Below are 25,519 nucleotides of genomic sequence, written 5' to 3'. Positions count from 1 at the left end.
ACTCAGGCGGCGTTCGGCAGCGACGGCGGCAGGCCGGCGATCAGCGCGTCGAAGTAATCGCGGGTCAGCGCCAGTTGCGCCTCCGGCGTTTCGGCGCGGTTGACCACCGCGCGGAAGTCCGCGCTCTGCGGGTGGTCCTTGGCGTACCAGCCCAGGTGCTTGCGCGCGATGCGCACACCCTGCGGTTGGCCGTAGAACGCGTGCAACGCGTCCAGATGGCCGAGCAAGGTGTCGCGCACGAACGCCAGCGATGGCGGCGGCAACGCCACGCCGGTGGCCAGGTAATGCGCTACCTCGCCGAAGATCCACGGCCGCCCCTGCGCGGCGCGGCCGATCATCACTGCGTCCACGCCGGTCTCGTGCAGCACCTGCGCGGCCTTGTGCGGCGAATCGATATCGCCGTTGGCGATCACCGGAATCTGCAGCGCCGCCTTGATCTGCGCGATCGTGGCGTACTCGGCGCTACCGGTGTAGTGCTGGTCGCGGGTACGCCCGTGCACCGCCAGCGCGGCGATGCCGCAGTCCTGTGCGATGCGCGCGATGACCGGCCCGTTGCGGTGGTCGCAATCCCATCCGGTACGGATCTTCAGCGTCACCGGCACGTCCACTGCCTGCACCACCGCACGCAGGATGCGAGCCACCAGATCCTCGTCGCGCATCAGCGCCGAGCCGGCCCAGGCGTTGCACACCTTCTTGGCCGGGCAGCCCATGTTGATGTCGATCAGCTGTGCACCGTGATCGACGTTGTAGCGCGCCGCCTCGGCCAGTTGCTGCGGTTCGGTGCCGGCGATCTGCACGCTGATCGGATCCGGTTCGCCGGCATGATCCATGCGGTGCAGCGACTTGCGCGTGCCCCAGAAGCGTGGATCGGAGATGGTCATCTCCGAGACTGCCAGCCCGGCGCCCAGCCGCTTGCACAACAGCCGGAACGGCTTGTCGGTCACGCCCGCCATGGGCGCGAGAATCACCTTGGGAGCGATGTTGTAGGGGCCGATCTGCATGCGGGCATTGTAGCTGGGGTGGGGATTGGTGATTCGGGATGGCGTTTTTCGGCCTTCGGTCTTGTGCGGTTGCTGTGTGGGTCGGGTGACCAGTAGAGCGAGGGCAGCGGCGAGATTGCTGGTTGACCGTACCCTCACCCCAACCCCTCTCCCGACGGGAGAGGGGCTTCTATTCCTTCTCCCGTCGGGAGAAGGTGGCGCGTCAGCGTCGGATGAGGGTACGGGTGCCCGACGCGGCATCACGCCAGGTTCCTCCGCCCAGATTGCTATCCGATGAAGATCGAAGTTCCGGCGCAGCGGGCCTGGCAGCGTCCGTCGATGGACAGGCCTCGACATGCCGTTCGCGGATCGAAGCAGTCTCATGGGGATGCCGACGCCCTGAACGCAAAAGGCGACCGCATCGCTGCGGTCGCCTTCGTTGCTTGCTTGAAGCGTGAGGATCACACGGCCGGTTCGGGCACCATGCGGGGCATCGATGCGGCGGCGCCTTCCACTTCGGTGGAGCGCGCGGCGTAACGGGTGGCAAAGCGCACGTGGGTGATGAAGCTGGCGGTGGGCGACTGCGCCAGCGAGGCCACCAGCGCACCGTTGAAGGCATCGCCGGCGCCGGTGGTGTCCACCGTCTGCGCGCTTTCCGCACCTACCCGGTAATGCGCGGTACTGTCGCCACGCAGCTGCTCGTCGGCATGCGAGATGAAGGCGCCCACCGCGCCCAGCGTCACCACCACAGTACCGCCCGGCAGCAGCTTGCGGCACAGCGAGTGCAGCGTATTGCCGTCCAGCGCCGCCACATCGTCGGCGTTGATGCGTTCGCCGACGTGGCGGCCGAGCAGGGCGGCGAATTCGGTCTCGTTCGGAGTCAGCACGTCGGCCAGCTTGAGCAGGCCGATCGAGGTCGGTGCATTGGCGGGCGCGGCGTTGAGCACGGTCAGCGCGCCGCATTCATGCGCCAGGGCCAATGCCGTTTCGACGGTCTCTGCCGGCGATTCCAACTGCGCCAGCAGCACGCGCGCCGACGCCACCAGCGCACGCTGGTTCTCGACGAAACCCGAACTCAGCACCGAGTTGGCGCCGGCGCCGATCACGATGGTGTTGCGACCGTGGCCGTCCACATAAATGCCACCGGTGCCGGTCGGCTCGTTACTGGGCTCGGCGATCAGCGTAAAGCCGTCGTGGGCGGCCAGCGAGCGCGCCAGCGCACCGCCGGCATCGTCGCCCAGCGCGCACAGAAACTGCGTCTTGGCACCGGCACGCGCCGAGGCCACCGCCTGATTGAAGCCCTTGCCGCCGGGGCCGGTGCTGTAGCGACCGGCAATGGTGGCGCCCGGCGCGGGCAGCACGTCGCAACGCCACACGTGATCGACATTGAAAGACCCGACAACGACGACCGAACTCATAGATACCTGCTTGCTTGAATGACTTGAATGAAACCTGGCGTAACGCGATTAGACCGTGGCGCCGATGAACCCGCGCCGCCTCAGCCGAAGTGCGAGAGCACGCCGGCAATGGTAGCGGTCATGAAGGTGGCGATCGAACCGCCGAGCACCGCGCGCAACCCGAATTTGGCCAGATCGTGACGACGTTCCGGTGCCAGCCCGCCGATGCCGCCGATCTGGATCGCGATCGAGCTGAAATTGGCGAAGCCGCACAGCGCATACGTGGCGATCAGCCGGCCTTCCTCGCTCAGGCTCACGCCGGCGACCTGGCCCTGCACGATCTGCGACAGCTCGGTATAGGCCACGAATTCGTTGATCACCACCTTCTGCCCGATCAGCGAGCCCACGGTGGTCGCGTCCGCCCAAGGCGTGCCGATCACCCAGGCCACCGGCGCCAGCAGGTAGCCGAAGATCGTCGACAGATTGGTCGGCCGACCCAGTGCGGCGGCCGCACCCGTCACTTCGCCCAGCCAGGTCAGCGGTGCATTGATCAGCGCGATCAGCGCGATGAAGGCCAGCAGCATCGCGCCGATGTTCAGCGCCAGGCGCAGGCCGTCGCCGGCACCGGCCGCAGCCGCATCGATGATGTTGCTGGTGGTCTTTTCCACTTCCATCTTGACCGTGCCGCGGGTCAGCGGCGTACCGGTTTCCGGCACCAACAGCTTGGCCACCACCAGGGTGGCCGGCGCGGCCATGATGCTGGCGGCGAGCAGGTGCTTGGCGTAGAACGCCTGCTGCACCGGATCGCTGCCGCCGAGCATGCCCACGTAGGCGGCCAGCACGCCGCCGGCGATATGCGCCATGCCGCCGATCATCATCGTCAGCAATTCGGACTGGGTCATCTTGGGGATGTACGGGCGCACCGTCAGCGGCGCCTCGGTCTGGCCGATGAAGACGCTGGCGCAGACGCTGGTGGTTTCCGCCCCCGACACGCGCATCACCTTGGTGATGGCCCAGGCCATCGCGCGCACCACCAGCTGCATCACGCCCAGGTGGTAGAGCACGCCCATCAGTGCCGAGAAGAAGATGATGGTGGGCAGCACCTGGAACGCGAAGATGAAGCCATAGCTCTCGATGTTCATCAGGCTGCCGAAAATGAAGGTGGAGCCTTCATTGACGAAGCTCAGCACCTTCACGAAGCCCTTGCCCAGCGAATCGAACACGTCGCGCCCGCCCGGCACCAGCAGCACCAGCGAGGCGAACGAGATCTGCAGCAGCAAGCCGGTGCCGACCAGCTTCCAATCCACGGCGCGGCGGTTGCTGGAGAACAGCCAGGTGATGCCGATGAGCACCGCCAGACCGAACAGGCCGAAACCGATCCTTCCCAAACCTTCGACCATTCCAATCCCCGGGGTTGCTGACGGCAAAACGGGAAGCCTAGAGCAGGGGGTGTCGGCCGGCAAGGCGAGCGGTATTCAGACGGGCGCCACTGGCTCGCGTCGGCGTCCCGCCCGCTAAACTGCGCGATCCGGTCCGGGGCAGGGGCCCCGGGGGGCGCAGGAGTGTTTCGCCATGCATTACCGTCGTCTGGGTTCCACCGGGCTGCAGTTGTCGGCCGTGTCGTTCGGTGCCTGGGTCACCTTCGGCAAGCAGATCGGGCGCAGCGAGGCGCGTAACCTGATCGCTGCGGCCTGGGACAGCGGCATCAACTTCTTCGACAACGCCGAGGTCTATGCCCGTGGTCGTGCCGAACAGGTGATGGGCGATGTGATCGCCGACCTGCGCCTGCCGCGCGATGGCTACTGCGTGTCCAGCAAAGTGTTCTTCGGTGCGGTGGACAGCCCGCGTCCGACCCAGCGCGGGCTCTCGCGCAAGCATGTCACCGATGCCTGCCACGCCGCGCTCAAGCGCCTGCGGGTGGACTATCTGGATCTGTATTTCTGCCATCGGCCCGACCCGGACACGCCCATCCAGGAAACCGTGCGCGCCATGGATGCGCTGATCCGGCAGGGCAAGGTACTGTACTGGGGCACGTCGGAGTGGAGCGCCGAGCAGCTGCGCTCGGCCATCGCCATTGCCGAGCAGGAGCGCCTGCATGGGCCGTCGATGGAGCAGCCGCAGTACAACCTGCTGCACCGACAGCGGCTGGAACACGAGTACGCGCCGCTGTGCGAGGCCGGGCTGGGCACCACCACCTGGTCGCCGCTGGCGTCGGGGCTGCTGACCGGCAAGTACAACGCCGGGGTGGCCGCTGACAGCCGGCTGGGCCAACCCGGCAACGCCTGGCTGCAGGAAGAAGTGCTGGGGTCGGCCGACAGCCGTCGTGTCGAACGCGCTCGCGCGTTCTGCGCGGTGGCCGCCGAACTGGGCCAGGCGCCGGCGCCGCTGGCGATCGCCTGGTGCCTGCGCAACCCGCACGTGTCCACGGTGATCCTGGGCGCCAGCCGGGTGACGCAACTGGAGGAGAACCTGTCCGCACTGGAGGTGCTGGAACAGGTGGATGCCGCCGGCTGGGCACAGGTGGAGGCGGCGACACGCTGAGCGCTCCCACCGCGCCTGCACGGGCGGATTCACGGCGTGTGCGACGGGTGGTGAAGGCGGCGCATGCGCGACCGGCGGGGGCGTGTGGGTAGGCGACACAAGGAGCGTGCCGGGTGCATGAGGCGTCACCAGACACGTCGGCGCTGACGTCGTCGAAAGGTGCTTTCGATTGATTTAATCAATCGAAATTCAAGAGGTCATGCAAACTTCCTGCGAAGCAAATGAGAATGGCTCTTGATCATTAAATGAGAATGGTTATTATTTGTCTGGCCAACCGACTGGAGATCCAGATCATGACCGCTCATCCCGTGCTGCTTCGCTCCGAACCGGTCAACCTGCGCGACCGCGCCGTGCCGCGCGTCGTTCCCGCGGAAGACCTCATCAGCAGCGAGGCGCTGCTCAAGGGCCGCCGCGAAGTACTGATCCAGCATGGCGACCGTGTCTATCGCCTGCGCCACACCAGCAACGACAAGCTCATCCTGACCAAGTAATCCAGCCCAGGGAACCGCTGCACCCGGCAACGGGAGCAGACGCCGCCACGTCCCGCAGTCGGTCGTCGCGGCATGCCCGCACCGCACGTCGCGAGCGAGGTGCCGGCAGGTTCTGCAGCCACCGCATTACCACTGGCGCCCGTCCGTGCATGGGCGCCGCGTGCTCGCCCGGGCGTTGCCGCCGCCGCCCACCTCCCATCTCTCCACCCTCGGTTGCCGCGCGCAGCCGCTTCGCTGTGCGCGCTGCCGGGGGCTCTTCCACAAAGGTTTCTTGATGATTCGCTTGCATCCGCTGGTGGTCGCGCTGTCGCTCGCGCTGCCTGCCGTCTCGTTGTGTGCCCATGCCGCAGAACCAGAGGCCGGTGGCGCCTCCGCGCGTGAGGTGCACGATTTCGATCGCCTGCAGGTCACCGCCACGCGCACCCAGCGTGCGCTGGTGGATGTGCCGGGCACGGTGGATGTGATCGATCGCGAGCAGTTGGACAACCAACTGGTGCGCGAACTCAAGGACCTGTTCCGTTACACCCCCGGCGTATCGGTGACCAGCACCAATGGCCGCTTCACCGGCGCCAACGGCATCCGCATCCGCGGCCTGGACGGCAACCGCGTGGCGATCCTGGTGGACAACGTGCCGGTGTCGGACACCTTCGCATTCGGCAGCTATCTCAATGCCAATCGCAACTTCGTCGATCTGGAAACGCTCAAGCGTGTGGAAGTGGTGCGCGGGCCGGCCAGTTCGCTGTATGGCTCCGATGCCCTGGGCGGCGTGGTGGCCTTCGTCACCAAGGACCCTGCCGATTATCTGAGCCAGGACAAGCACAGCTACGTGGGCCTGAAGTTCGGCTACGAAGGCGACTGGAACGGCTTGTTCGCCGGCGCCACCGGCGCCTTTGGCGGAGAGCGCTGGAGCGGCCTGGTGGCGGTGGCGCATCGCCAGGGCCAGGAAACCCAGAACCAGGGCGACAACCGCAGCCGCAATTTCAACCGCACCGCGGCCAATCCGCAAAACGTGGACGGGCGCAGCGTACTGACCAAACTGGTCTACGCACCCAGTGCGCAGCAACGCTTCAAACTCACCGTGGAAGGCAACGAGGACTACGGCAGCATCGAGGCCCTGAGCAGTATCGACACGCGCTCGCCGACAGCCTCGCTGCGCGTGCTGTCACAGCAGGGGCGCGACCACCAGACCCGCGCGCGGGTGTCGTTGCGGCACGAGCTGGATGCGCTGGACAGCGCACTGGCCGATGACCTGCAATGGCTGGCGTATCGCCAGGATAGCCAAAGCCTGCAACGTACCAACGAGCTGCGTGGCAACAACACCCGCCGCCATAACGAACACAGCTTCGACCAGCGGGTGTACGGGCTGCTGGTCAATGCGCACAAGGTCGTCGCTACCGAGACGATGCGCCACGACATCACCTACGGCCTGGATGGCACCTGGACCGACACGCGCGCCAAGCGCGACGGCTATTCGCTGAATCTGGCCAATGGCGCGATCAGCAACCGCGTCGGCCAGGACGTGTTTCCGGTGCGCGATTTCCCCAAGAGCGAGACCACCAAAGTCGGTCTGTATGCGCAGGACGAGATCGGGCTGCTGGATGGACGTCTGTCGCTGACGCCTGGCGTGCGTGTGGACCATTTCCGCCTGTCGCCGCAGATCGACGGCATCTTCCGCGAGGACAATCCCGGGGTGGGTGTGGCGACCATCGATCAAACCCAGGTCTCGCCCAAGTTCGGCGCGGTGTGGCGTTTCTCGGACGCGTGGTCGGCGTACGCCAATTACGCGCACGGCTTCCGCGCTCCGCCGTACAACGACGTCAACATCGGGTTCACCAACCTGCAGGGGCGCTACACCGCCATCGCCAACCCGGATCTGAAGGCCGAGACCAGCCGCGGCGGCGAACTGGGCGTGCGCTTCAACGATGCGGTCGGCTATCTCGGCCTGGCGTTGTACTACACCGACTACCGCGACTTCATCGAATCCAATGCGCCAGCCGGCGTCAACGCCGACGGTTTCATGGTGTTCCAGTCGCGCAACGTGGACGATGTGGTGATCAAGGGCGCCGAGGCGCGCGCCGGAATCGACCTGGGCGTGCTGGTCGGCTGGCAGGGTTGGTCGGTGAACAGCGCTGTGGCGTATTCCGAAGGCGACAACCTGACCGACAACATGCCGCTCAATTCGGTGGACCCGCTGCGCGGCACCCTGGGCATGGCATTCGACGGGCAAGGCTGGGGCGCGGAACTGATCGGCACCTTCGTCGCCCGCAAGCGTCGCCCGCAACTGGACACGTACTACACGCCAGCCGGCTACGCCACGCTGGACCTGATGGGGCATTGGGAATTCGCGCCTGGCGCCAAGCTCACTGCCGGCGTGTTCAATCTGGCCGACCGTCGCTATGTGGACTGGAATGCGCTGCCCAACGGCACGCTCGCCAGCAGCACGGTGGTGGATCGCTTCACCGCTGCCGGACGCACCGCCTCGGTCAGCCTGGCCGTGAACTGGTAGCGGCCATGCCCATCGCCCGCCCATTGCCGTTGTCGTCGCGCGCACGTGCCACCCGCAGCACGCTGCCGCGCCCGGCGCAGTTGGCGGCGCTGGGTACGGTGCTGTGCCTGTACCGCCCGGCGCTGGGCAATGAGCTCGATGGCTGGCAGTTGGCGATCGAGGCGGCCGCCTCGCGGCAGCTGGACAGCGATGGGGTGCGCGAAGGCATCTGCTTCTTCGATGCCGACGGCCAATGCTGCTGGCGCCTTTACCTGCTGCCGGACAGCGATTTCCTGAACTGGGATCGGCTGGTGTCGCGTTTGCCGTCCCTCTCCACCCAGGCCCCGGGCTTGGGGATCGGCGAGCGCCTGTGGCGCCGGCTGGCCGGGCGCATGCGCGGCGAAAACTGGCGGCTGAGCGTGCTGCGCCTGCACACCACCACCGCTGGCGATCAATCGCTGGCTGCCAGCCTGGCCAATGTCTCTGCGCTGGGGGCCGAGGTTGCCGCGCGCCTGGCGCACGATGAGGGCATCGACGGGCGCGTGGCGATAGACGATTGCTGCTGCGCGCGCGCTGCGGCTCCGCCGCCCCGCCCGATCGCAGCCGGGCGCAGCGATCCCGCCAGCATGACCACCGCAGTGTTGCGGCTACGCCGCTGATGTTCCAACGACCACGACCGAGAGTTCCAATGAGCCGATTGTTGCCACGCTGTATCGCACTCCCCCTGAGCCTGCTGCCCCTTCTCGCCACTGCTGCCGATCCCGAGCGCGATCGTCAGAGCATCCTGGCGATGCAGGGCGAATACGCAGTGGACTTCGCCTTCGACGAAACCGTGCTGCTCAAGCCCGGTTACGAGCGTGCCTCGGCGATGCGCAGCGGCGCCAGCGAAGTGGTCATCGTGGTGGAGGATTCGCCACGCAAGCTGGTGTTGCAGCACTTGCTGGTCGACGAAAAGAGCAAGCATGTGACCAAGCATTGGCGACAGGACTGGGTGTACGAGGCGCCGCAGCGTTTCGAATTCACCGCCGAGCAGACCTGGCAGGTACGTGCGCTGCCGGCAGCGGCCACCCAGGGCGCCTGGACGCAATGCGTGTTCGAGGTCAGCGATGCGCCGCGCTACTGCGGCACCGGGCGTTGGGACTACGCCGACGGACATCCCACCTGGACCAGCGATCTGAGCTGGCGTCCGTTGCCGCGGCGCGAATACACCAAGCGCAGCGACTACAACGCGCTGTCGGTGATCAACCGGCACACGCTCACGCCCGACGGCTGGACCCACGAGCAGTTCAACACCAAGGTGGTGCGCAAGTCCGACGGCAGCCAGGAGCCGATCGCGCGCGAGTTCGGTTTCAACGATTACCGCAAGACCACCGACGTGGACTTCGCCCCGGCCTATGCGTACTGGAAGGGCACGCAAGCATACTGGGCCAAGGTGCGCGCACGCTGGGCCAGGTTCCTGGACACGCCGCCGGGCCTGCACCTGAAGACCAAGCCCGACGGCATGGCGATGATCATGCCGATGTTCGAGCAGGCCGAAGCCGCGCAGAAGGGCAAGCGTGTCAAGGATGCGCAGATCGATGCGGTGTTCGCGCAGTGGGTGGAAGCGGCGAACTGATCGACCCGTGTCGCAGAAGCGCACCCGGGCGCGACGGGCGTTATCGGTAACGCCCGGCCGCGCCCTGGGGCGTTCCTTCGGAATGGGCGGCCGTCACTCCTTGAACATCAAGAACGCCGCGACCAGGATCAGCCCGAACGCGGCCCAGTGGTTCCACTTCAGCGACTGGCCCAGGTAGAAGGTCGAGAAGCCGGCGAACACCAGCAGCGTGATCACTTCCTGCATGCCTTTGAGCTGCGGAGCGGAATACACCGCGCTGCCCAGGCGGTTGCCCGGCACCTGCAGGCAGTACTCGAAGAACGCAATGCCCCAGCTGACCAGGATCGCGATCATCAATGGCGTGCTCTTGTACTTCAGGTGCCCGTACCAGGCGAAGGTCATGAACACGTTGCTGGCGATCAGCAACAGGACCGGGTACAGGTAGGCGGTGAAGGAGGCAGTGGGCATGATGGCGGCGGCAGGGAGCGGGCCGGCAGCATAAGCCAGTGCCGTGAAGCGCACGCAACCGTGGCGGCCTGGGCCGCAACGCCCGTCAGCGCTGCATGCCCCAGCGGCGCACGCTCAGCCGCTCGATCGCCTGGAAGACCACGCCTTCCACCAGCAGGCCAAGCACGATCACCATGGCCAGCCCCGCGAACACCTTATCGGTATAGAGCTCGTTGCGATTCTGGAAGATGTACCAACCCAGCCCGCCCTGGCCGGAGGTGGCGCCGAACACCAGCTCGGCAGCGATCAGGGTGCGCCAGGCGAATGCCCAGCCGATCTTCAGACCCGACAGGATCGCCGGCAGCGCGGCTGGAATCAGCAACTGCATCACATAGCGCGGCCCGCGCAGGCCGTAATTGCGCCCGGCCATGCGCAGCGTTTCCGGCACCGCCTGGAAGCCGGCGTAAGTGGTCAACGCCAGCGGCCACAGCACCGAGTGCACCAGTACGAACACCAGGCTGCCGGTGCCCAGCCCGAACCACAGCAGGGCCAGCGGCAGCAGCGCGATGGCCGGCAGCGGGTTGAACATGGCCGTCAGCGTGCCGAGCACATCGCGGCCCCAGCGGGTGGAGGCGGCCACCGCGGTCAGTACGAATGCGCCGACCACGCCCAGCAGATAGCCCTGTCCCAGCACCCGCAGCGAGGCAGCCACCCGGCGCAGCAGTTCGCCCGACACCAGCCCCGCGTAGAACGCGCGCGCGGTCTGCGCGGCGCTGGGCAGCATCAGATCGTCGCCGAGCATGCGTGCGGCGATCTCCCAGACCACCACCAGCACCGCCAGCACCACGGTCTTGCGCAACCACGTCGGTGCCTGCCGGCGGCCGGGGGCTGCCACTGTCAGCAGGGCCGGGTCGACCGGCTGCAGCGCCAGTTCGTATTCGGGGCGCACCGGCGGTAACGGCGGTAGTGCGGTCGTGTGCGAGCGGGTCATGGCAGCGCCTCGCGTTGCAGCTGGGCAGGGCGACGCAGTGGCGCCACCTTGGTGTCGGCCAGCGTGTCGTCCGGCAGGTCGAACAACAGGCGGTGGATGCGCTGCACCGTCTGCTGGAAGGCCACGCTGCCGGCGCTATGCGGTCCGAAGGCATGCGCATTGAGTTCGGCACGCACCTGGCCCGGATGCGGCGACAGCAGCAGCACCCGGTTGCCGACCACCAGCGCTTCCTCGATGGAATGGGTCACGAACAACAGGGTGAAGCGCGCCTGCTCCCATAATTCCAGCACCTGCTCCTGCATGCGCGTGCGGGTCAGTGCATCCAACGCCGCGAACGGCTCGTCCATCAACAGCACGCGTGGGCGCATCGCCAATGCACGTGCGATCGCCACGCGCTGCTTCATGCCGCCGGACAAGGTATGCGGGTAAGCCTCGGCAAACCCGCTCAGCCCGACCTGCGCCAGACTTTCATCGGCACGCTCGCGTGCTTCTGCGCGGCCGAGCCTGCGCGCCGCGCGCAGCCCGAACACCACGTTTTCGCGCACGGTCTTCCACGGCGCGAGTTGATCGAACTCCTGGAACACCACGACCCGGTCGGGCCCCGGCCCGGTCACCACCTGTCCATCCAGACGGATCTGCCCTTCGCGCGGAGCGACGAAGCCGGCCACCGCCTTGAGCAGGGTGGACTTGCCGCAGCCGGAGGGGCCCAGCAACACGAAGCGATCGGCTGCATGCACATCGAAGCGGACGCGGTGGGTGGCCCGCACCACGCGTTGTGCGGAGGCATATTCCAGGCTGACGTGATCGACCTGCAGCAAGGGGGCCGACATCGCTCAGCTCCCGCCCGCGACCAGCGGGTCGTCGAAGAAATAGTCGCTCAGCCTGCCCGGCGCCTGCTTGATCGCACCGCTGTGCTGCATGAACTGGCCCAGTTTCAGGGTGTTCTGCGGCGCAACGGTGAACTGCACCTTGGGATCCTTGAGGATCTGCAACACCAGTGCACGGTCGATGCCCGAGCCATTGCGGCGCAGGAAGATGTCGGCCGCCTGCTCCGGATGGGCGGTGACGAACTTCGCCGCCTGATCCAGTGCGGCGACGAAGGCACGGTAGGTCTTGGGATTGTCGCGGCGGAACTTCTCGGTGGCGTAGAGCACCGTGGCCGACGACGGGCCGCCTTCGATGTCATAGGAGCTGGTCACGATGTGCGCGGCCGGATTGCGTGCCAGTTCCTGCTCCTGGAAGGGCGGGCTGGCGAAATGCGCGGTGATCTCGGTGCGGCCACGGATGATGGCGGCAGCGGCGTCCGGATGCGGCAGCGCCACCTGCAGCGCGTCCAACTGGTGCGTGCCCTTGTCGCCCCAGCGCTGCTGCGAGGCCTGCTGCAGAAACCGCGATTGCACCGACACGCCGGTGGCGGGCACGGCGATGCGGTCCTTCGGGGTGAAGTCGCCGATGCTCCGGATGCGTGGGTTGTTGCTGATCAGGTAATACGGAAAATTGCCCAGCGAGGCCACGCCGCGCACGTTCTGCCGGCCACGGGTACGGTCCCAGATGGTGAACAGCGGCCCGACGCCGGCGCCGGCGATATCGATCGAGCCGGTCAGCAACGCATCGTTGACTGCCGCGCCGCCGGACAGCTGCAGGAACTGCACATCGATATCCACGCCGGCTTTCTTGCCCTGTTGTTCGATCAGCTGCTGCTCCTGCGCCACGTCCAGCAGCAGGTAGACGATGCCGAACTGTTTGGCGATGCGCAGCTTTCCTTCGGCCTGCGCATGCGCGCTGTGCAGCAACGGCAATGCGGCCAGGAGCAGCAGCGCGACACGTCGGGAGAAACGTCGGCGCTGCGGACGTGCGTGAGAGGTGACGGTCGAACGCATGTGGCGCTCCAGTCGAGTGGAGGAAGAAGACGCGTTTCCAGCGCATGACGTGCTGCGAAACGCGCGCGAGGCAGCACCTGGGCTAGAACGGCGCATCGCCTTCGATGGTGGTGCGGTTGAGCCGACGACGCAGGTGATCGGGCGTGCCGGCGGCCAGATGCATCACCGAGCGGTTGTCCCAGAACACCATGTCGTGGGGCTGCCAGCGATGCCGATACACCAGGGCATCGGCGGTGCTGTGTTCAAACAGGGCCTGCAGCAGCGCAGCACTTTCGTCGTCGGGCAAGCCGACGATGCGGGTGGTGAAATGCTCGCTGACAAACAGCGCTTTCTGGCCGGTTTCCGGATGGGTGCGCACGATCGGGTGCTGCACGGGGTTCACCTCGGCGATCTGCTCAGGCGTCAGCGCCGGGCGCCACGGATTGCGTGCACGCAGTTCCTCGTACTTGGCCAGATAGCTGTGCTCGGCACGCAGGCCCTGCACTGCGTGCTTGAGCGCGTCGGGCAGGGTCTGCCAGGCCAGATGCTGGTTGGCGAACAAGGTGTCGCCGCCTTCGCTCGGCAGTTCCTGCGCATGCAGTAGCGATCCCAGGCTGGGGGTGTCCTTGTACGACAGGTCCGAGTGCCAGTAGTGGCCGGCATCGCCCAGGCCGATCGGCTGGCCGTTCTCCTTGATGTTGGATACCACCAGCACCTCCGGGTGGCCGGGCAGCTGGAAATTGCGCAGCACGTGGATCTGCAATGGGCCGAAGCGACGGCTGAAAGCGACCTGCTGTGCCGGGGTGATGCGCTGATCGCGGAACACCAGCACATGGTGCTCCAGATGCGCCCGGTGGATGCGCGCGAAGGTGTCCGCATCCAGCGGCTGCGACAGATCCAGGCCGATCACTTCGGCGCCCAGCGGTGCATCGAACGGCACGATCCGCACGTCGGCACGCTTTGTGGCGACGGCATCCACGCGTGGCAGCTGCACGCGCGCTGCAGAACTGACATTGGCCACGAGCTTGCACCTCGACAACAGCAAAGGCCGCCCACACGGCGACCGGACTGGTCACTCTAGGCAGTCAAGCCGTCGCTGCGAACGTACGATTGGCACGGTGCTTATGCGCTGCAGGTATATGCAGGGCCTCAGGCATCCAGGCGAGCAAGTGGTCGAAGCTGGACGTTGCGCCCGGCATCGAATGACCGGCCAGATGGTCCTGGCGCGATCACAGCGGCCCTACTCGGCACGCAGCGCCAACGCCGGCGGTGTGGACAGGATGCGGCGGGTGCCGGACCAGCCGGCCAGCAGGCTCAGTGCCAGCCCGAACGCACCGCCCAGCAGCAGGCGCGGCCAGTCCGGTGCCAGTGCGATCTCGAAGGCTTGCTGCCCGACCACCGCACCGATCACTGCCGCCGCAGTCACCGCAAGGCCTGCCGCCAGCAGCCCCAGCGCACCGAATTCCACCAGCACCGCACCGCGCAACTGCCCGCGGCGTGCGCCCAGCGTGCGCAGCACGGCGCTGTCGTAACGGCGCTCGCCGGCAGTGGCCTGCAGCGCCGCCAGCAGCACCAGCACACCGGCCAGCAGGCTGAAGCCCATCACCAGTTGCACCGCCTGCGCCACCTGGTCGATCACCTCGCGCACCCGGCCGAGGATGGCATCGATATCCAGCACCGAAATATTGGGGTAGTCGCGGCTCAGCGATGCCAGCTTGGGCGCACTGCCGGGCGGCAGGTGGAAGGCGGAAATCAGGTTGTACGGCGCATCGCCCACCGCGCCTTCGTTGAGCAACAGGAAGAAGTTGACCCGGAACGAATCCCAGTCGGCCTTGCGGATGCTGGTGACGGTGAAGCTGCGTTGTTGCTCGCCCAGCAGCAGGGTGATGCGGTCGCCGAGCTTGAGCTGGTAGCGCTGTGCCCAGCCCTCTTCCACCGAGGCTTCGGCGGCAGTGCTGTCGGCGCTCCAGAACCTGCCCTGCAGTAGCGTATTGGCCGGCGGGAATGCATGCCGCCAGGAAAAATTGACCGGGCGGTTGTCGCCGTCGCCGTCGTCGGCCGGATCGCGGTCGCCGCGTACCGGCGGCTTGTCGTTGATGGCGACCAGGCGGCCGGTGGAGAAGGGCTCCACCGCCGCGGTGTCCACGCCCAGTCCGCGCAGCGTCTGCAAGACTGGCGCGGTCTGCTCGGGCTGGATGTTCATCAGGAAGTAGTTGGGCGTATCCGCCGGCAGGCGGTCGCGCCACTGGCCCAGCAGGCCGGGGCCGACCACCGCCAGCAGCAACAGCGCGCACAGCGACAGCGACAGGCCGACCAGCTGCACCACGCTCAGGCCGCGCCGGCGTGTCAGCGAGGCCAGGCCCAGTTTCCAGGCGCCGCGCAGGCGGTGCTGGATCGGCCGCAGCAGGGCCAGCAATCCCAGCCCCAACAGCATCGCCACCAGCGCCAGCGCGGCCAGGCCGCCCAGGACCCAGCCGGCCAAGACCAGATTGCCGGTGGCATACACGGTGAGCGCCAGCGTCGCGGCCAGGGCGGCGCCGTAGACCAGCAACGAACTGGGAGGCACGGCGGCGAAGCTGCGGTTGAGCACGCGCATCGGCGGCACGTTGCGCAGCCGCAGCAGCGGCGGCAGGCCGAAGCCCAGCAGCAGCACCAGACCGATGCCCGCACCCGCCAGGGCAGGGGTGGCCTGCGGCAGCGGCAGCCGGTTCGGAATCAGGCTGCCCAATGCCTGCACCAGGCCTTCCTGCGCCAGCATGCCCAGCCCGATGCCGACCAGGCAGGCCGGGATGGCGGTGAACAGCAATTGCAGCGACAGCATCGCCAGGATGTCGCGCTGACGCGCGCCCAGGCAGCGCAGCACCGCGACGGTATCGATGCGACGCATTGCGAAGCGATTGGCCGCCAGCGCGGTCGCCACGCCCGACAGCAGCACCGCCAGCAAGGCCGACAAGGCCAGGAAGCGTCCCGCGCGATCGAATGCTGAGCGCATGCCGCGCTGGGTGTCTTCGATACCCACCAGCCGGTACTCGCTGGCACGCGGCTTCAGCCAGGCGCGCAGGTCGGCGATGACATCCGGCGCGCCGGCGAACATCAGCCGGTAGGACGCGCGGCTGCCGGGTCCGAGCAGTCCGGCGCCGTCGATATCTGCGCGATTGACCAGCAGCGGCGGCGACAGCTGCATCAGCTCGCCGGAGGCATCCGGTTCGGCGCGCAACACGCCGGCGATGGTCAGATGGCCGGCGCCGAATTCCAGTTGCTCGCCGACGCGCAGGCCCAGCGCCTCCAGCAGGCGCGGGTCGGCATAGGCCTGGCCGGGCGGCGGCGCGGTGGCAGGCGTGCCTTCGGCACCGCTGCCGTCCCTGGACACCAGCAACTGCCCGCGCAACGGATAGCCGGCGCCCACGCCACGGATGTTGGCCATCTGGCTGGCGTCGCCATGGAACAGCACGCTGGGGAAGCTGACCATGCGCGTGCTCTGCAGGCCGCGCCGTTGCGCTTCGGCGGCGAACTCGGCCGGAATCTCCTGGCGCCCGGTCACGCCCAGGTCGCCGCCGAGCACCTCGGCTGCGCTGGAGGTCAGCGCCAGCGTCACCCGATCCACCAGCGTGCCCACCGCCGTCATCACTGCCACGCCCAACACCAGGGCGGCAAACACGGTCAGCAGGTCGCCGGCCAGGAACTCGCGGCGGACTGCACGCGCCGCCTGTCTGACGACGTTCATGCCGCCGCGCCGGACGCTTGCGCGTGCAGGCGCCCGCCGTCGATGCGGTAGAGGTGATGGCAGCGGCGGGCCAGGGTCATGTCGTGGGTGACCAGCACCAGCGTGGTCTCGCTGGTGGCATTGAGCGCGAACAGCAGATCGCTGATCTGCGCACCGGTGGCCTGGTCCAGGCTGCCGGTGGGTTCGTCCGCGAACAGGATGCGCGGGCGGGCCACGAACGCGCGCGCCAGTGCCACGCGCTGCTGCTCGCCGCCGGAGAGCTGGCGCGGATAGTGGCGCGCGCGTGCGCCCAGGCCGACCGCCTCCAGCACCTCGCGCACCCGCGCCGGATCCTCGCGCCCGGCCAGTTCCAGCGGCAGCGCGATGTTCTCTTCGGCGGTCAGCGCCGGCAGCAGGTGGAAGCTCTGGAACACGAAGCCGACCTCGCGCGCGCGCAGCGCGGCGCGGGCTTCCTCGTCGAGCTGGCCCAGGTCCTGGCCCGCCAGCGCGATGCTGCCGCGGCTGGGCAGGTCCAGCCCGGCCAACAGGCCGAGCAGGGTGGTCTTGCCGGAACCGGAGGCACCGACAATCGCGATACTGTCGCCTTCACTGACCGTCAAGCTGATGTTGTCGAGGATGTGGAGCGTTCCCTCCGGGCCGCTGACGGATTTGCCGACCTCGCGAACGTCGATGGCGGTGCGGGTGCTGGAGCGGGGGGCCAGACTGTCGATGAGGAATCTCCGAATGCGTGAAAGAACACTGCGATATGGCGCGCTGGTCCTGTGGCTGCTGACACTCTCCCTGCTTGCGCCGGGGATTGCCTCTGCCAGAAGTCCGGCCGCCGCCGCGCCGATCCTGGTGGTGGGCGACAGCCTGAGCGCTGCGCACAACATCCCGGTGCAGTCCGGCTGGGTGACCCTGCTGGACCAGCGCCTGAAGCGTGACATGGCGACGCCACCGCCGGTCGTCAATGCCAGTATCAGCGGCGAGACCACCTCCGGCGCGCTGACCCGGCTGCCGGGCCTGCTGCAGAAACACGCCCCGGGCGTGGTGGTGATCGAACTGGGCGGCAACGATGCGTTGCGCGGGCTGACTCCGGCCCAGCTCAAGGGCAACCTGGAAAAGATGATCAAGCTCAGCCAGGCTGCCGGTGCCAAGGTGCTGTTGCTGGGCATCGATGTGCCGCCCAATTACGGCCCGGCGTATCGGCAACGCCTGAAGGCCACCTATGCCGACCTCGCCAGGCAGTACGACACCGCCCTGGTGCCATTCTTTCTGGAAAAGGTGGCACTGCAGCCGGGCCTGATGCAGGCCGATGGCCTGCATCCCACCGCTGCCGCCCAGCCCAGGGTGCTGGATACCGTATGGCCTGCGCTGCGGCCGTTGCTGGCACGCTGACCAAGCGGGCGCGACAGAACGTTAGTTTGGTCTTCACGCTGTTTGCACCGCGCATCCGGCATGTTTCACAAAGCTGAAGACCGAGGAAAGTCCATGCGTCAGACCAAGGAAACGTCCGGCCTCGTGCTGGTCGTGGAAGACAACCGCAATATCTCCGAAATGATCGGCGAATACCTGGAAGGCCGTGGCTTCGAGGTCGACTACGCGCAGGACGGACTGGACGGCTATCGTCTGGCCGCCGAGAACAGCTACGACGTGGTCGTGCTGGACCTCATGCTGCCACGGTTGGACGGCATCGAAGTGTGTCGCCGCCTGCGTAACGACGCACGCAAGTCCACGCCGGTGCTGATGCTGACCGCCCGCGACACGCTGGACGACAAGCTCACCGGGCTGGGTTTCGGCGCCGACGACTACCTGACCAAGCCGTTCGCGATCCAGGAACTGGAAGCGCGTCTGCGTGCCCTGATCCGCCGCGAGCGTCGCCAGGTGGGCTCGGAAGTGCTCAAGGTCGCCGACCTGGTGCTGGACCCGGTCAGCATGCGCGCCACCCGCGCCGGCACCGAGCTGCAGCTCTCGCCGATCGGCCTGCGCCTGCTGACCATCCTGATGCGCGAATCGCCGCGGGTGGTGACCCGTCAGGAAATCGAGCGCGAGATCTGGGGCAACGGGCTCCCGGATTCGGACACCCTGCGCAGCCATCTGTACAACCTGCGCAAGATCATCGACAAGCCATTCGACCGTCCACTGCTGCACACCGTGCAGAGCGCCGGCTACCGCATCGCCGACATCGCCCAGCCGATGACCTGATGTACCGGCCGGCCACCGCCCGGTGGCCGGCCGCCCCCGCAGGCGCCCCCGCGCCGCTCGCGCCCCCGCGCTGCCGATTGGTTGCACGACGGGCTCACGGAAGCGTTGCCTATACTCCGGCGCTCTCCCCTGGATGCAGCAATGCCACACGGGCTCCCGCGAAAAATACGTCTTGCCTTCCTGCTGCAGGTGGCGTTGGCGAGCCTGGCCATCGTTCTGGGCGGGTACCTGATCTCGTTCGTCATCAAGTACAGCCTGGTGCGTGCGGTCCTGGCCGACGAGGCCGTGCACTTCTGGCAGATGCACAGGAGCGCGCCCGATACCCGGCCGCCGGACACCCGCAATCTCCAGGGCTATTTCTCCCCTGCCGGCACCGGTGCCGATCCGGCCCCTGCTGCCCTGCGTCGTCTGTCGCCGGGCTTCAGCGAAGTGGCTGCCGCCGACGCGCTGGTCTATGTGGATCAACGCCCGCAGGGACGCCTGTACCTGGTGTTTCCGCGCTCGCGCGCGGCGCATCTGACGCTGTGGTTCGGCGTCGTGCCGGCCATCGTGGTGCTGCTGGGAATCTACGGTGTGTCCTGGTTCACCTACCGGTTCTCCAAGCGCCTGGTGTCGCCGATCAGCTGGCTGGCGCGGCGGGTCTCGCACTGGGATCCGCGCAACCCGGACGTGGACGAGCTGGCGCCGGAACGGCTGCCTGCGGATCTGCAGGGCGAAACCCGGCAACTGGCGCTGGCCCTGCATGCGCTGGGGCAGCGGGTCAGCGAGCATGTGGCGCGCGAACGCAATTTCACGCGCGACGCCAGTCACGAGCTGCGCACACCGCTGACGGTGATCCGTGTGGCCAGCGACATGGCGCTGGCCGACGACGATCTATCGCAACGCACGCAGCGTAGCCTGCGCCGGATCCAGCGCGCAGGCCGCGACATGGAGGCGGTGATCGATGCCTTCCTGATCCTGGCGCGCGAAGCGGAGATCGACCCGCAGAGCGAAAACTTCGATGCTGCCGAACTGGCCAGCGAAGAGCTCGAAAGCGCACGCGAACTGCTGGGCGACAAACCCGTCTCCCTGCACATGGTCGGCGATCGCCGCCTGCAGATGTTCGCACCGCCCCGGGTGCTGCGGGTGGTGCTCAGCAACCTGCTGCGCAACGCCTGTGCCTATACCGATGCCGGCAGCATCGAAGTGGAAGTGGCCCAGGACCGGATCGTGGTGCGCGATACCGGCATCGGCATGAGCGACGAGGCGCGCGCGCGCGCATTCGAGCCGTTCTTTCGTGCCGATCCCACCCGTCCGCAGGGCACCGGTCTGGGGCTGTCGATCGTGCGCCGGCTGTGCGACCGCTTCGGCTGGCGCATCGAACTGGAGAGCGAGGCGGGCGTGGGGACGTCGGTGGCGGTGGTGGTGGCCTGAGGCGATCCGGCAGCGCTGTGCCGGATCGCATTGCCGCCCGGTTATTGTTCCAGGACTGGCGCCACGGCCTTGCGCCAGAGCGCATAGCCATCGGCGGTCATGTGCAGCATGTCCTCGCGGAACAACTGCGGGCGCGGTTTGCCGCCTGCATCGAGCATGGGGGTGTAGACATCCACGTAGTCCGTCCGTGGCAGCGTCGCCAGTGCGTCCTTGATCAGTCTATTGGCGGCGATCACCGATGGCAGCAGCTGCGCGCGTGCCGGGCTGGGCTTGATCGACAGATAGCTAATGCGCGTGTCGGGCAGCTCCTGGCGAATCCGCGTCACGAAGGCCACGACGTCGTCGCGGACCTGCTCGGGTGTGCGCCCACTGTTGAGATCGTTGTCGCCCGCATACAGCACCACCTGACGCGGAGCGTAAGGAATCACGATGCGATCGGCGTACCAGGTGCTGTCGCGCACTTCAGAGCCGCCGAAGCCGCGGTTGATCACCGGCTTGCCCGGGAAATCCTGGGCCAGTGTCTCCCAGAAGCGGATCGAGGAACTGCCGACGAACACGATGCCATGCCTGGGTGGGGGCTGACGCGCATCGCTGGCGGCGAAGCGCTGCATGTCCTGCTCCCAGGCGGCGTTGGACACCTGCGCCGGAATGGCGGGTGCGGCGCGCAGGGCATCGGCGTGGACCTGGCTGGACGAGAGCAGGAGCGCGCACACCACCGTGCGCAGAAGATGTCTGGTCATGCGGGAGCCTGTTCGATCGGGCGGACCTGCATGGTGCAGCAGTCTGCGCGCTGACGGCAAACCGCAGGCCGACTGGCGATGCGTCGTGTCACCGTGCAAGATTCGCACTTTCCCCACCAGCGACCATGCCATGCGTTCTGCCTGTTTCCCGCCCCGCGTCTGCGCCCGGACGCACTGACGCATGGCCGATCAACTGGGACACCTGCCGCGCGGCCCGCGCCGCATGCTGAAGGCGGCGATCTGGTCGTGGCAGGGGCTGCGCGCGGCGTGGTTGCACGAATCCTCGTTCCGGCTCGAGGTCTGCCTGGCGCTGGTGATGGCGCCGTTGGGCGCGTGGTTGGGGCAGTCGCCGCTGGAGCGGATCGCGTTGATCGCTCCGTTGCTGATCGTGCTGGCGGCAGAGTTGCTCAATTCCGCGATCGAAGCGGTGATCGAGCGTTATGGCCCGGAGCATCACGTGCTGGCCGGCCGTGCCAAGGACATGGGCTCGGCCGCGGTGTTCCTGCTGCTGCTCAACGTAGTGCTGTGCTGGGGGCTGGTGCTGCTGCCGCGCATGGTGTGAGCGATTCGCCGGCGGGTACGGGCACGTGTCGCGCGTAGATGCCGGCTTGACCTGGCGCATGGCATGCTGGCGCCCTCATTCGACGGAACCGCCTGCATGTCTGCCCTGATGCGCGCCCTGATGTTGCTGATCCTGGTCGTCGGCCTGTCCGGTTGCGGCTACAACACGATCCAGCAGAAAGAGGAAGGTGTGAAGGCGGGGTGGTCGGAGGTTCTCAACCAATACCAGCGCCGGGCGGACCTGATTCCCAACCTGGTGCGCACCGTGCAGGGCTATGCACAGCAGGAGCGCCAGGTCTTGACGGAGGTGACCAATGCGCGCGCACGCGTCGGTCAGATCCAGGTCAATGCCGACGACGAAGCCTCGCTCAAGCAATTCCAGCAGGCGCAGGGCGAACTGGGTAGCGCACTGTCGCGCTTGCTGGTGGTGAGCGAGAACTACCCGCAGCTCAAATCCGACCAGTCGTTCCGCGACCTGCAGGTGCAGCTGGAAGGCACCGAGAATCGCATCACCGTCGCGCGCGGACGCTATATCCAGACCGTGCAGGACTACAACACCTACATCCGCTCGTTCCCGCAGCTGATCACCGCCAAGATCTTCGGTTACCAACCCAAGCCGAACTTCAGCGTGGAAAACGAAGCGCAGATTTCGCGTGCACCGCAGGTGGATTTCGGCAACCAGCAGGCCCCGCAGCAACAGCCTGCACAACAGCCGCAACCGCAACCTGCGCAGTAATCAGGCGCGTTGCGTTAGCGGACCACGAGCCCCTCTCCCCTCGGGAGAGGGGTTGGGGTGAGGGTACGGAGCGAAGCGCCGCAGTCCGCCCGACAACGCGTGGCGCGTGCCCTTATTGGCCCTCGGAGGCTCTTCTTCCCATGAAGGGGGTAGCCTGCCGCGGGGAAGCAACAGCGAAGCGCCCGTGCTGATCAACCATCAGTGTGCATCGGATAGGAGTGGGCAATGCGGCGAACGTCTTCGAGAATGGTGTGGCTAATGACGTTGCTGCTGCTTCCAGCATTGCTGCTGGCGCAGGAAGTGGCGCCCATCCCACCGCTGCGCTCGCCGGTGGTCGATGTCACCGGGACCCTGGATGCGGCGCAGACCCGGCAGCTGGAACGACAGGCCCTGGCGCTGCAGCAACGCAAGGGCGCGCAACTGCAGGTGCTGATCGTCCCCAGCACGCAGCCAGAGACGATCGAGCAATACACCCAGCGTGTCTTCGACCAATGGAAGATCGGGCGCAAAGGCGTGGACGATGGCGTGCTGCTGCTGGTGGCCAAGGACGACCGCCGCGTTCGCATCCAGCCCGGCTACGGCCTGGAGGGCGCCATCCCCGACATCGTGGCCAATCGCGTCATCCAGGAATATCTGGCGCCGCGCTTTCGCGCGGGCGACTACGGTGGCGGCATCGCCGACGCGACCGCGACGCTGGCCGGGCTGATCGAAGGCGAGGCGCTGCCGGCGCCGGTCAGCGGGCACGCAACAGGCGTGGGCAACAGCGCCGGGGGCGGTGGCTGGATCATGGCGCTGTTCATTGGCTTCGTGGTCGCAATGGTGGCGCGCGGCATCCTGGGCGCCTTGCCGCGCCCGGTACGTGCCCTGCTGACCGGCATTGCGGCCGGCGGTGCGGCACTGCTGTTCACCTCCCTGCTGCTGGCCAGTGCCGGTGCTGCGGTGATCGGCTTGCTGGCCGGATTGGTGTCCGGCTCGCCAGGCCGTTTCGTCGGCGGCGGTGGCTGGGGCGGCGGCGTTGGCGGGTTCGGGGGATTTGGCGGCGGTGGCGGTGGCTTCGGCGGCGGCTGGGGTGGTGGTGGCGGTTCATCGGGAGGCGGTGGCGCCTCGGGGAGCTGGTGATGCGGTGGCTCAGACATGTCTTCGCACCTTCGGCGCAGCGCAGGTTTCCGGCTGCCTGCATGCAGGTCATCGCGGCGGCCGTGGCCGACAGCGAGCGTTGCCACACCGGCCAGGTGATGGTGGCGGTCGAGGCAGACCTGCCGATGACCGCGCTGTGGCGCAGGCAAAGCGCACGGCAACGTGCCGAACAGGCCTTCGCGCAGCTGCGCACCTGGGACACCGAGGCCAATAACGGCGTGCTGATCTACCTGCTGCTGGCCGACCATGCCATTGAAGTGGTCGCCGACCGTGGGCTGCGCAGCCGGGTGCCTGACGCGCAGTGGGCGGAAGTGTGCCGGCGCATGCAACAGTTCCTGCGCGAGGGCCAGTACGAAGCTGCCGTGCTGGCGGGGATCGAAGCGGTGACCGAACTGCTGGTCGTGCATTTCCCACGCGGCGCTGATACCCCGCATGAAGACGAGCTGCCCAATCGCCTGCAGCTTTTAGGCTGAAGGCGTTCGAAGTGTCAGAATAGCGGCCTCGCTCTACGTGATCCGCGGTCCGCATGATCTATCTGCACGCCATCGACCCCATCGCCTTCTCGCTTGGCCCGGTGCAGGTGCACTGGTATGGCCTGATGTATCTGGCGGCTTTCGCGTCCGCCTGGGCGCTCGGGCGCTCGCGCATCCTGCGCGGCCGCCTGCCGGGGGTGGACATGGACGGATTCTCCGATCTGCTGTTCTACGGCATGCTCGGCGTGGTGCTGGGTGGCCGCATCGGCTACATGCTGTTCTATGCGTTCGAGACCTTCCTGGCCAATCCGCTGATCCTGTTCAAGGTGTGGGAAGGCGGCATGAGCTTCCATGGCGGCCTGCTCGGCGTGCTGCTCGCGTGCTGGCTATGGGCGCGCCGCCACCGTCTGCACTTCTTCGACGTGATGGATTTCGTCGCACCGCTGGTGCCGCTGGGCCTGGGTTTCGGCAGGCTCGGCAATTTCGTCGGCGGCGAGCTGTGGGGCAAGTTCACCCAGGCCGGCTGGGGCGTGATCTTCCCGCACGCGCCGGAGCTGGCCAACCTGGCGCCGGCGCAGATCCAGGCGCAATACGCCGCCGGAGCACTGGATCGGTTCGCACGGCATCCCTCGCAGCTCTATGAAGCGGCGCTGGAAGGCGTGGTGATGTTCGTGGTGTTGTGGGCCTTCTCGATGAAGCCGCGTGCCCGTTATGCGGTCTCCGGACTGTTTGCGCTGCTGTACGGCGTGTTCCGCTTCATCGTGGAATTCGTGCGCGTGCCCGATGCGCCGATCGGCTATCTGGCCTTCAACTGGCTGACGATGGGGCAGATTCTCAGCCTCCCATTGATCGCGGTGGGCCTGGTCCTGCTGGCGATGTCGCGCCGCGCCCCGGTGCTGCAGCCGGTGCTGCCGGCGCCCGCCGGCGTGGAGGCGGCCAAGTGAAGCCGTACCTGGAACTGCTGCAGCACGTGCTGGAGCACGGCGCCGAAAAGTCTGACCGCACCGGTACCGGTACGCGTAGCGTGTTCGGCTGGCAGATGCGCTTTGATCTCAACGCCGGCTTTCCGCTGGTCACCACCAAGAAGCTGCACCTGCGCTCGATCATCCACGAGCTGCTGTGGTTCCTGCAGGGCGACACCAATATCGGATATCTGAAGGACAACCAGGTCCGGATCTGGGACGAATGGGCCGACGACAATGGCGATCTCGGTCCGGTGTACGGCAAGCAATGGCGGCGCTGGACCGGCCCGGACGGCGTGGAGATCGACCAGATGCAATGGCTGGTGGACGAGATCAAGCGCAACCCGGATTCACGGCGGCTGGTGATCAGCGCCTGGAACGTGGGCGAGCTGCCGCAGATGGCCTTGATGCCCTGCCATAGCCTGTTCCAGTTCTACGTGGTCGACGGCAAGCTCAGTTGCCAGCTCTATCAGCGCAGCGGCGATATCTTCCTGGGCGTGCCGTTCAACATCGCCAGTTATGCCTTGCTGACGCATATGGTGGCGCAGGCCACCGGCCTGGGCGTGGGCGATTTCGTGCACACGCTCGGCGACGCCCACCTGTATGCGAACCACTTCGAACAGGCGCGCAAGCAGCTGACGCGCACCCCGCGCGCGCTGCCCACCCTGCGCCTGAATCCGCAGGTCACCGATCTGTTCGCATTCCGCTTCGAGGACATCGCGATCGAGGGTTACGATCCGTATCCGGCGATCAAGGCGCCGGTGGCGGTATGAAGGGCCGGGACCCGGGACCCGGGACCCGGGG

General features: G+C 67.1%; 25 protein-coding genes. 14 read left to right on the top strand and 11 right to left on the bottom strand.

Features of this window, described 5'->3' with window-relative positions:
- Positions 1-2: 2 nt before the first annotated feature.
- The 3 genes from dusB to LL962_RS19305 all read right to left on the bottom strand — a co-directional run bounded on the left by dusB (position 3) and on the right by LL962_RS19305 (position 3,777).
- Entirely contained in the window at positions 3-1,001 is a 999-nt protein-coding gene (dusB, locus tag LL962_RS19315) for a tRNA dihydrouridine synthase DusB (RefSeq protein ID WP_104584842.1), read from the bottom strand.
- Between the two features lie 440 nt (positions 1,002-1,441).
- Entirely contained in the window at positions 1,442-2,398 is a 957-nt protein-coding gene (locus tag LL962_RS19310) for a ribokinase (protein ID WP_228318077.1), read from the bottom strand.
- 80 nt (positions 2,399-2,478) lie between these two features.
- Positions 2,479-3,777 (bottom strand): NupC/NupG family nucleoside CNT transporter, encoded by a 1,299-nt coding sequence (locus LL962_RS19305; RefSeq protein WP_104584838.1) that lies wholly within the window; start codon positions 3,775-3,777, stop codon positions 2,479-2,481.
- A gap of 172 nt (positions 3,778-3,949) precedes the next feature.
- Between LL962_RS19305 and LL962_RS19300 the strand changes: the two genes are divergently transcribed.
- The 5 genes from LL962_RS19300 to LL962_RS19280 all read left to right on the top strand — a co-directional run bounded on the left by LL962_RS19300 (position 3,950) and on the right by LL962_RS19280 (position 9,509).
- Positions 3,950-4,918: a potassium channel beta subunit family protein gene (locus LL962_RS19300; protein ID WP_228318076.1), complete on the top strand. Its 969-nt coding sequence runs from the start codon at positions 3,950-3,952 to the stop codon at positions 4,916-4,918.
- 251 nt (positions 4,919-5,169) lie between these two features.
- Positions 5,170-5,409: a hemin uptake protein HemP gene (gene hemP / locus LL962_RS19295; RefSeq protein WP_029219101.1), complete on the top strand. Its 240-nt coding sequence runs from the start codon at positions 5,170-5,172 to the stop codon at positions 5,407-5,409.
- A 274-nt stretch (positions 5,410-5,683) separates the two neighbouring features.
- Positions 5,684-7,915 (top strand): TonB-dependent hemoglobin/transferrin/lactoferrin family receptor, encoded by a 2,232-nt coding sequence (locus LL962_RS19290; RefSeq protein ID WP_228318075.1) that lies wholly within the window; start codon positions 5,684-5,686, stop codon positions 7,913-7,915.
- Positions 7,916-7,920: 5 nt separating this feature from the next.
- Complete coding sequence (locus LL962_RS19285; protein ID WP_228318074.1) at positions 7,921-8,553, top strand: Hemin transport protein; 633 nt, start codon at positions 7,921-7,923, stop codon at positions 8,551-8,553.
- A gap of 29 nt (positions 8,554-8,582) precedes the next feature.
- Positions 8,583-9,509, top strand: coding sequence for a DUF6607 family protein (locus tag LL962_RS19280; protein WP_228318073.1), 927 nt, complete (start codon positions 8,583-8,585; stop codon positions 9,507-9,509).
- A gap of 93 nt (positions 9,510-9,602) precedes the next feature.
- Here LL962_RS19280 and LL962_RS19275 read toward each other — a convergent pair whose 3' ends face one another.
- The 7 genes from LL962_RS19275 to LL962_RS19245 form a co-directional block, all read right to left on the bottom strand.
- Positions 9,603-9,956 (bottom strand): DMT family protein, encoded by a 354-nt coding sequence (locus tag LL962_RS19275; protein ID WP_104541520.1) that lies wholly within the window; start codon positions 9,954-9,956, stop codon positions 9,603-9,605.
- Positions 9,957-10,041: 85 nt separating this feature from the next.
- Positions 10,042-10,926 (bottom strand): ABC transporter permease, encoded by an 885-nt coding sequence (locus LL962_RS19270; RefSeq protein ID WP_228318072.1) that lies wholly within the window; start codon positions 10,924-10,926, stop codon positions 10,042-10,044.
- Positions 10,923-11,756 carry an ABC transporter ATP-binding protein gene (locus LL962_RS19265; RefSeq protein ID WP_228318071.1) on the bottom strand — a complete coding sequence of 278 codons (834 nt, stop codon included), beginning with the start codon at positions 11,754-11,756 and terminating at the stop codon, positions 10,923-10,925. Before LL962_RS19265 ends, LL962_RS19270 begins: the two co-directional genes overlap by 4 nt.
- Positions 11,757-11,759: 3 nt before the next feature.
- Positions 11,760-12,806 (bottom strand): ABC transporter substrate-binding protein, encoded by a 1,047-nt coding sequence (locus LL962_RS19260; RefSeq protein WP_228318070.1) that lies wholly within the window; start codon positions 12,804-12,806, stop codon positions 11,760-11,762.
- Between the two features lie 82 nt (positions 12,807-12,888).
- The gene (locus LL962_RS19255; protein WP_228318069.1) at positions 12,889-13,806 is read right to left on the bottom strand and encodes a TauD/TfdA dioxygenase family protein; all 918 of its coding nucleotides are present in this window, start codon (positions 13,804-13,806) and stop codon (positions 12,889-12,891) included.
- 219 nt (positions 13,807-14,025) lie between these two features.
- Positions 14,026-16,509 (bottom strand): ABC transporter permease, encoded by a 2,484-nt coding sequence (locus LL962_RS19250; protein WP_228318068.1) that lies wholly within the window; start codon positions 16,507-16,509, stop codon positions 14,026-14,028.
- Positions 16,506-17,114 carry an ABC transporter ATP-binding protein gene (locus LL962_RS19245; protein ID WP_279626973.1) on the bottom strand — a complete coding sequence of 203 codons (609 nt, stop codon included), beginning with the start codon at positions 17,112-17,114 and terminating at the stop codon, positions 16,506-16,508. The genes LL962_RS19250 and LL962_RS19245 overlap by 4 nt, the downstream gene beginning before the upstream one ends.
- 103 nt (positions 17,115-17,217) lie before the next feature.
- On the opposite strand from LL962_RS19245, the gene LL962_RS19240 reads away from it, so the two are divergent.
- The 3 genes from LL962_RS19240 (at position 17,218) to LL962_RS19230 (ending at position 20,106) form a co-directional block, all read left to right on the top strand.
- Positions 17,218-17,886, top strand: a complete 669-nt coding sequence (locus LL962_RS19240) for an arylesterase (protein ID WP_228318067.1) — start codon at positions 17,218-17,220, stop codon at positions 17,884-17,886.
- A 93-nt stretch (positions 17,887-17,979) separates the two neighbouring features.
- On the top strand, positions 17,980-18,693 hold the full coding sequence (locus LL962_RS19235) for a response regulator transcription factor (protein ID WP_005408123.1): 714 nt from the start codon (positions 17,980-17,982) through the stop codon (positions 18,691-18,693).
- A 141-nt stretch (positions 18,694-18,834) separates the two neighbouring features.
- A complete protein-coding gene (locus tag LL962_RS19230) occupies positions 18,835-20,106 on the top strand; it encodes a sensor histidine kinase (protein WP_228318066.1) in 1,272 nt (423 codons plus the stop codon).
- A 41-nt stretch (positions 20,107-20,147) separates the two neighbouring features.
- On the opposite strand, the gene LL962_RS19225 is transcribed toward LL962_RS19230, so the two are convergent.
- Positions 20,148-20,846 (bottom strand): SGNH/GDSL hydrolase family protein, encoded by a 699-nt coding sequence (locus tag LL962_RS19225; RefSeq protein ID WP_228318065.1) that lies wholly within the window; start codon positions 20,844-20,846, stop codon positions 20,148-20,150.
- A 181-nt stretch (positions 20,847-21,027) separates the two neighbouring features.
- Here LL962_RS19225 and LL962_RS19220 point away from each other — a divergent pair, with 181 nt between their 5' ends.
- The 6 genes from LL962_RS19220 (at position 21,028) to LL962_RS19195 (ending at position 25,488) form a co-directional block, all read left to right on the top strand.
- On the top strand, positions 21,028-21,408 hold the full coding sequence (locus LL962_RS19220) for a diacylglycerol kinase (protein ID WP_104584814.1): 381 nt from the start codon (positions 21,028-21,030) through the stop codon (positions 21,406-21,408).
- 96 nt (positions 21,409-21,504) lie between these two features.
- On the top strand, positions 21,505-22,143 hold the full coding sequence (locus tag LL962_RS19215) for a LemA family protein (RefSeq protein WP_104585563.1): 639 nt from the start codon (positions 21,505-21,507) through the stop codon (positions 22,141-22,143).
- A gap of 225 nt (positions 22,144-22,368) precedes the next feature.
- Complete coding sequence (locus LL962_RS19210; protein WP_228318064.1) at positions 22,369-23,262, top strand: TPM domain-containing protein; 894 nt, start codon at positions 22,369-22,371, stop codon at positions 23,260-23,262.
- A complete protein-coding gene (locus LL962_RS19205) occupies positions 23,262-23,753 on the top strand; it encodes a TPM domain-containing protein (protein WP_228318063.1) in 492 nt (163 codons plus the stop codon). The genes LL962_RS19210 and LL962_RS19205 overlap by 1 nt, the downstream gene beginning before the upstream one ends.
- A 53-nt stretch (positions 23,754-23,806) precedes the next feature.
- On the top strand, positions 23,807-24,697 hold the full coding sequence (gene lgt, locus LL962_RS19200) for a prolipoprotein diacylglyceryl transferase (protein ID WP_104584808.1): 891 nt from the start codon (positions 23,807-23,809) through the stop codon (positions 24,695-24,697).
- Complete coding sequence (locus LL962_RS19195; protein WP_228318062.1) at positions 24,694-25,488, top strand: thymidylate synthase; 795 nt, start codon at positions 24,694-24,696, stop codon at positions 25,486-25,488. Before lgt ends, LL962_RS19195 begins: the two co-directional genes overlap by 4 nt.
- The last annotated feature ends 31 nt before the right edge of the window (positions 25,489-25,519 follow it).

The organism is Xanthomonas sp. NCPPB 1067 (genome assembly GCF_020783795.1).
Taxonomy (GTDB): Bacteria; Pseudomonadota; Gammaproteobacteria; order Xanthomonadales; family Xanthomonadaceae; genus Xanthomonas; species Xanthomonas melonis.
This window is presented reverse-complemented; position numbering and strand designations above follow the sequence as displayed.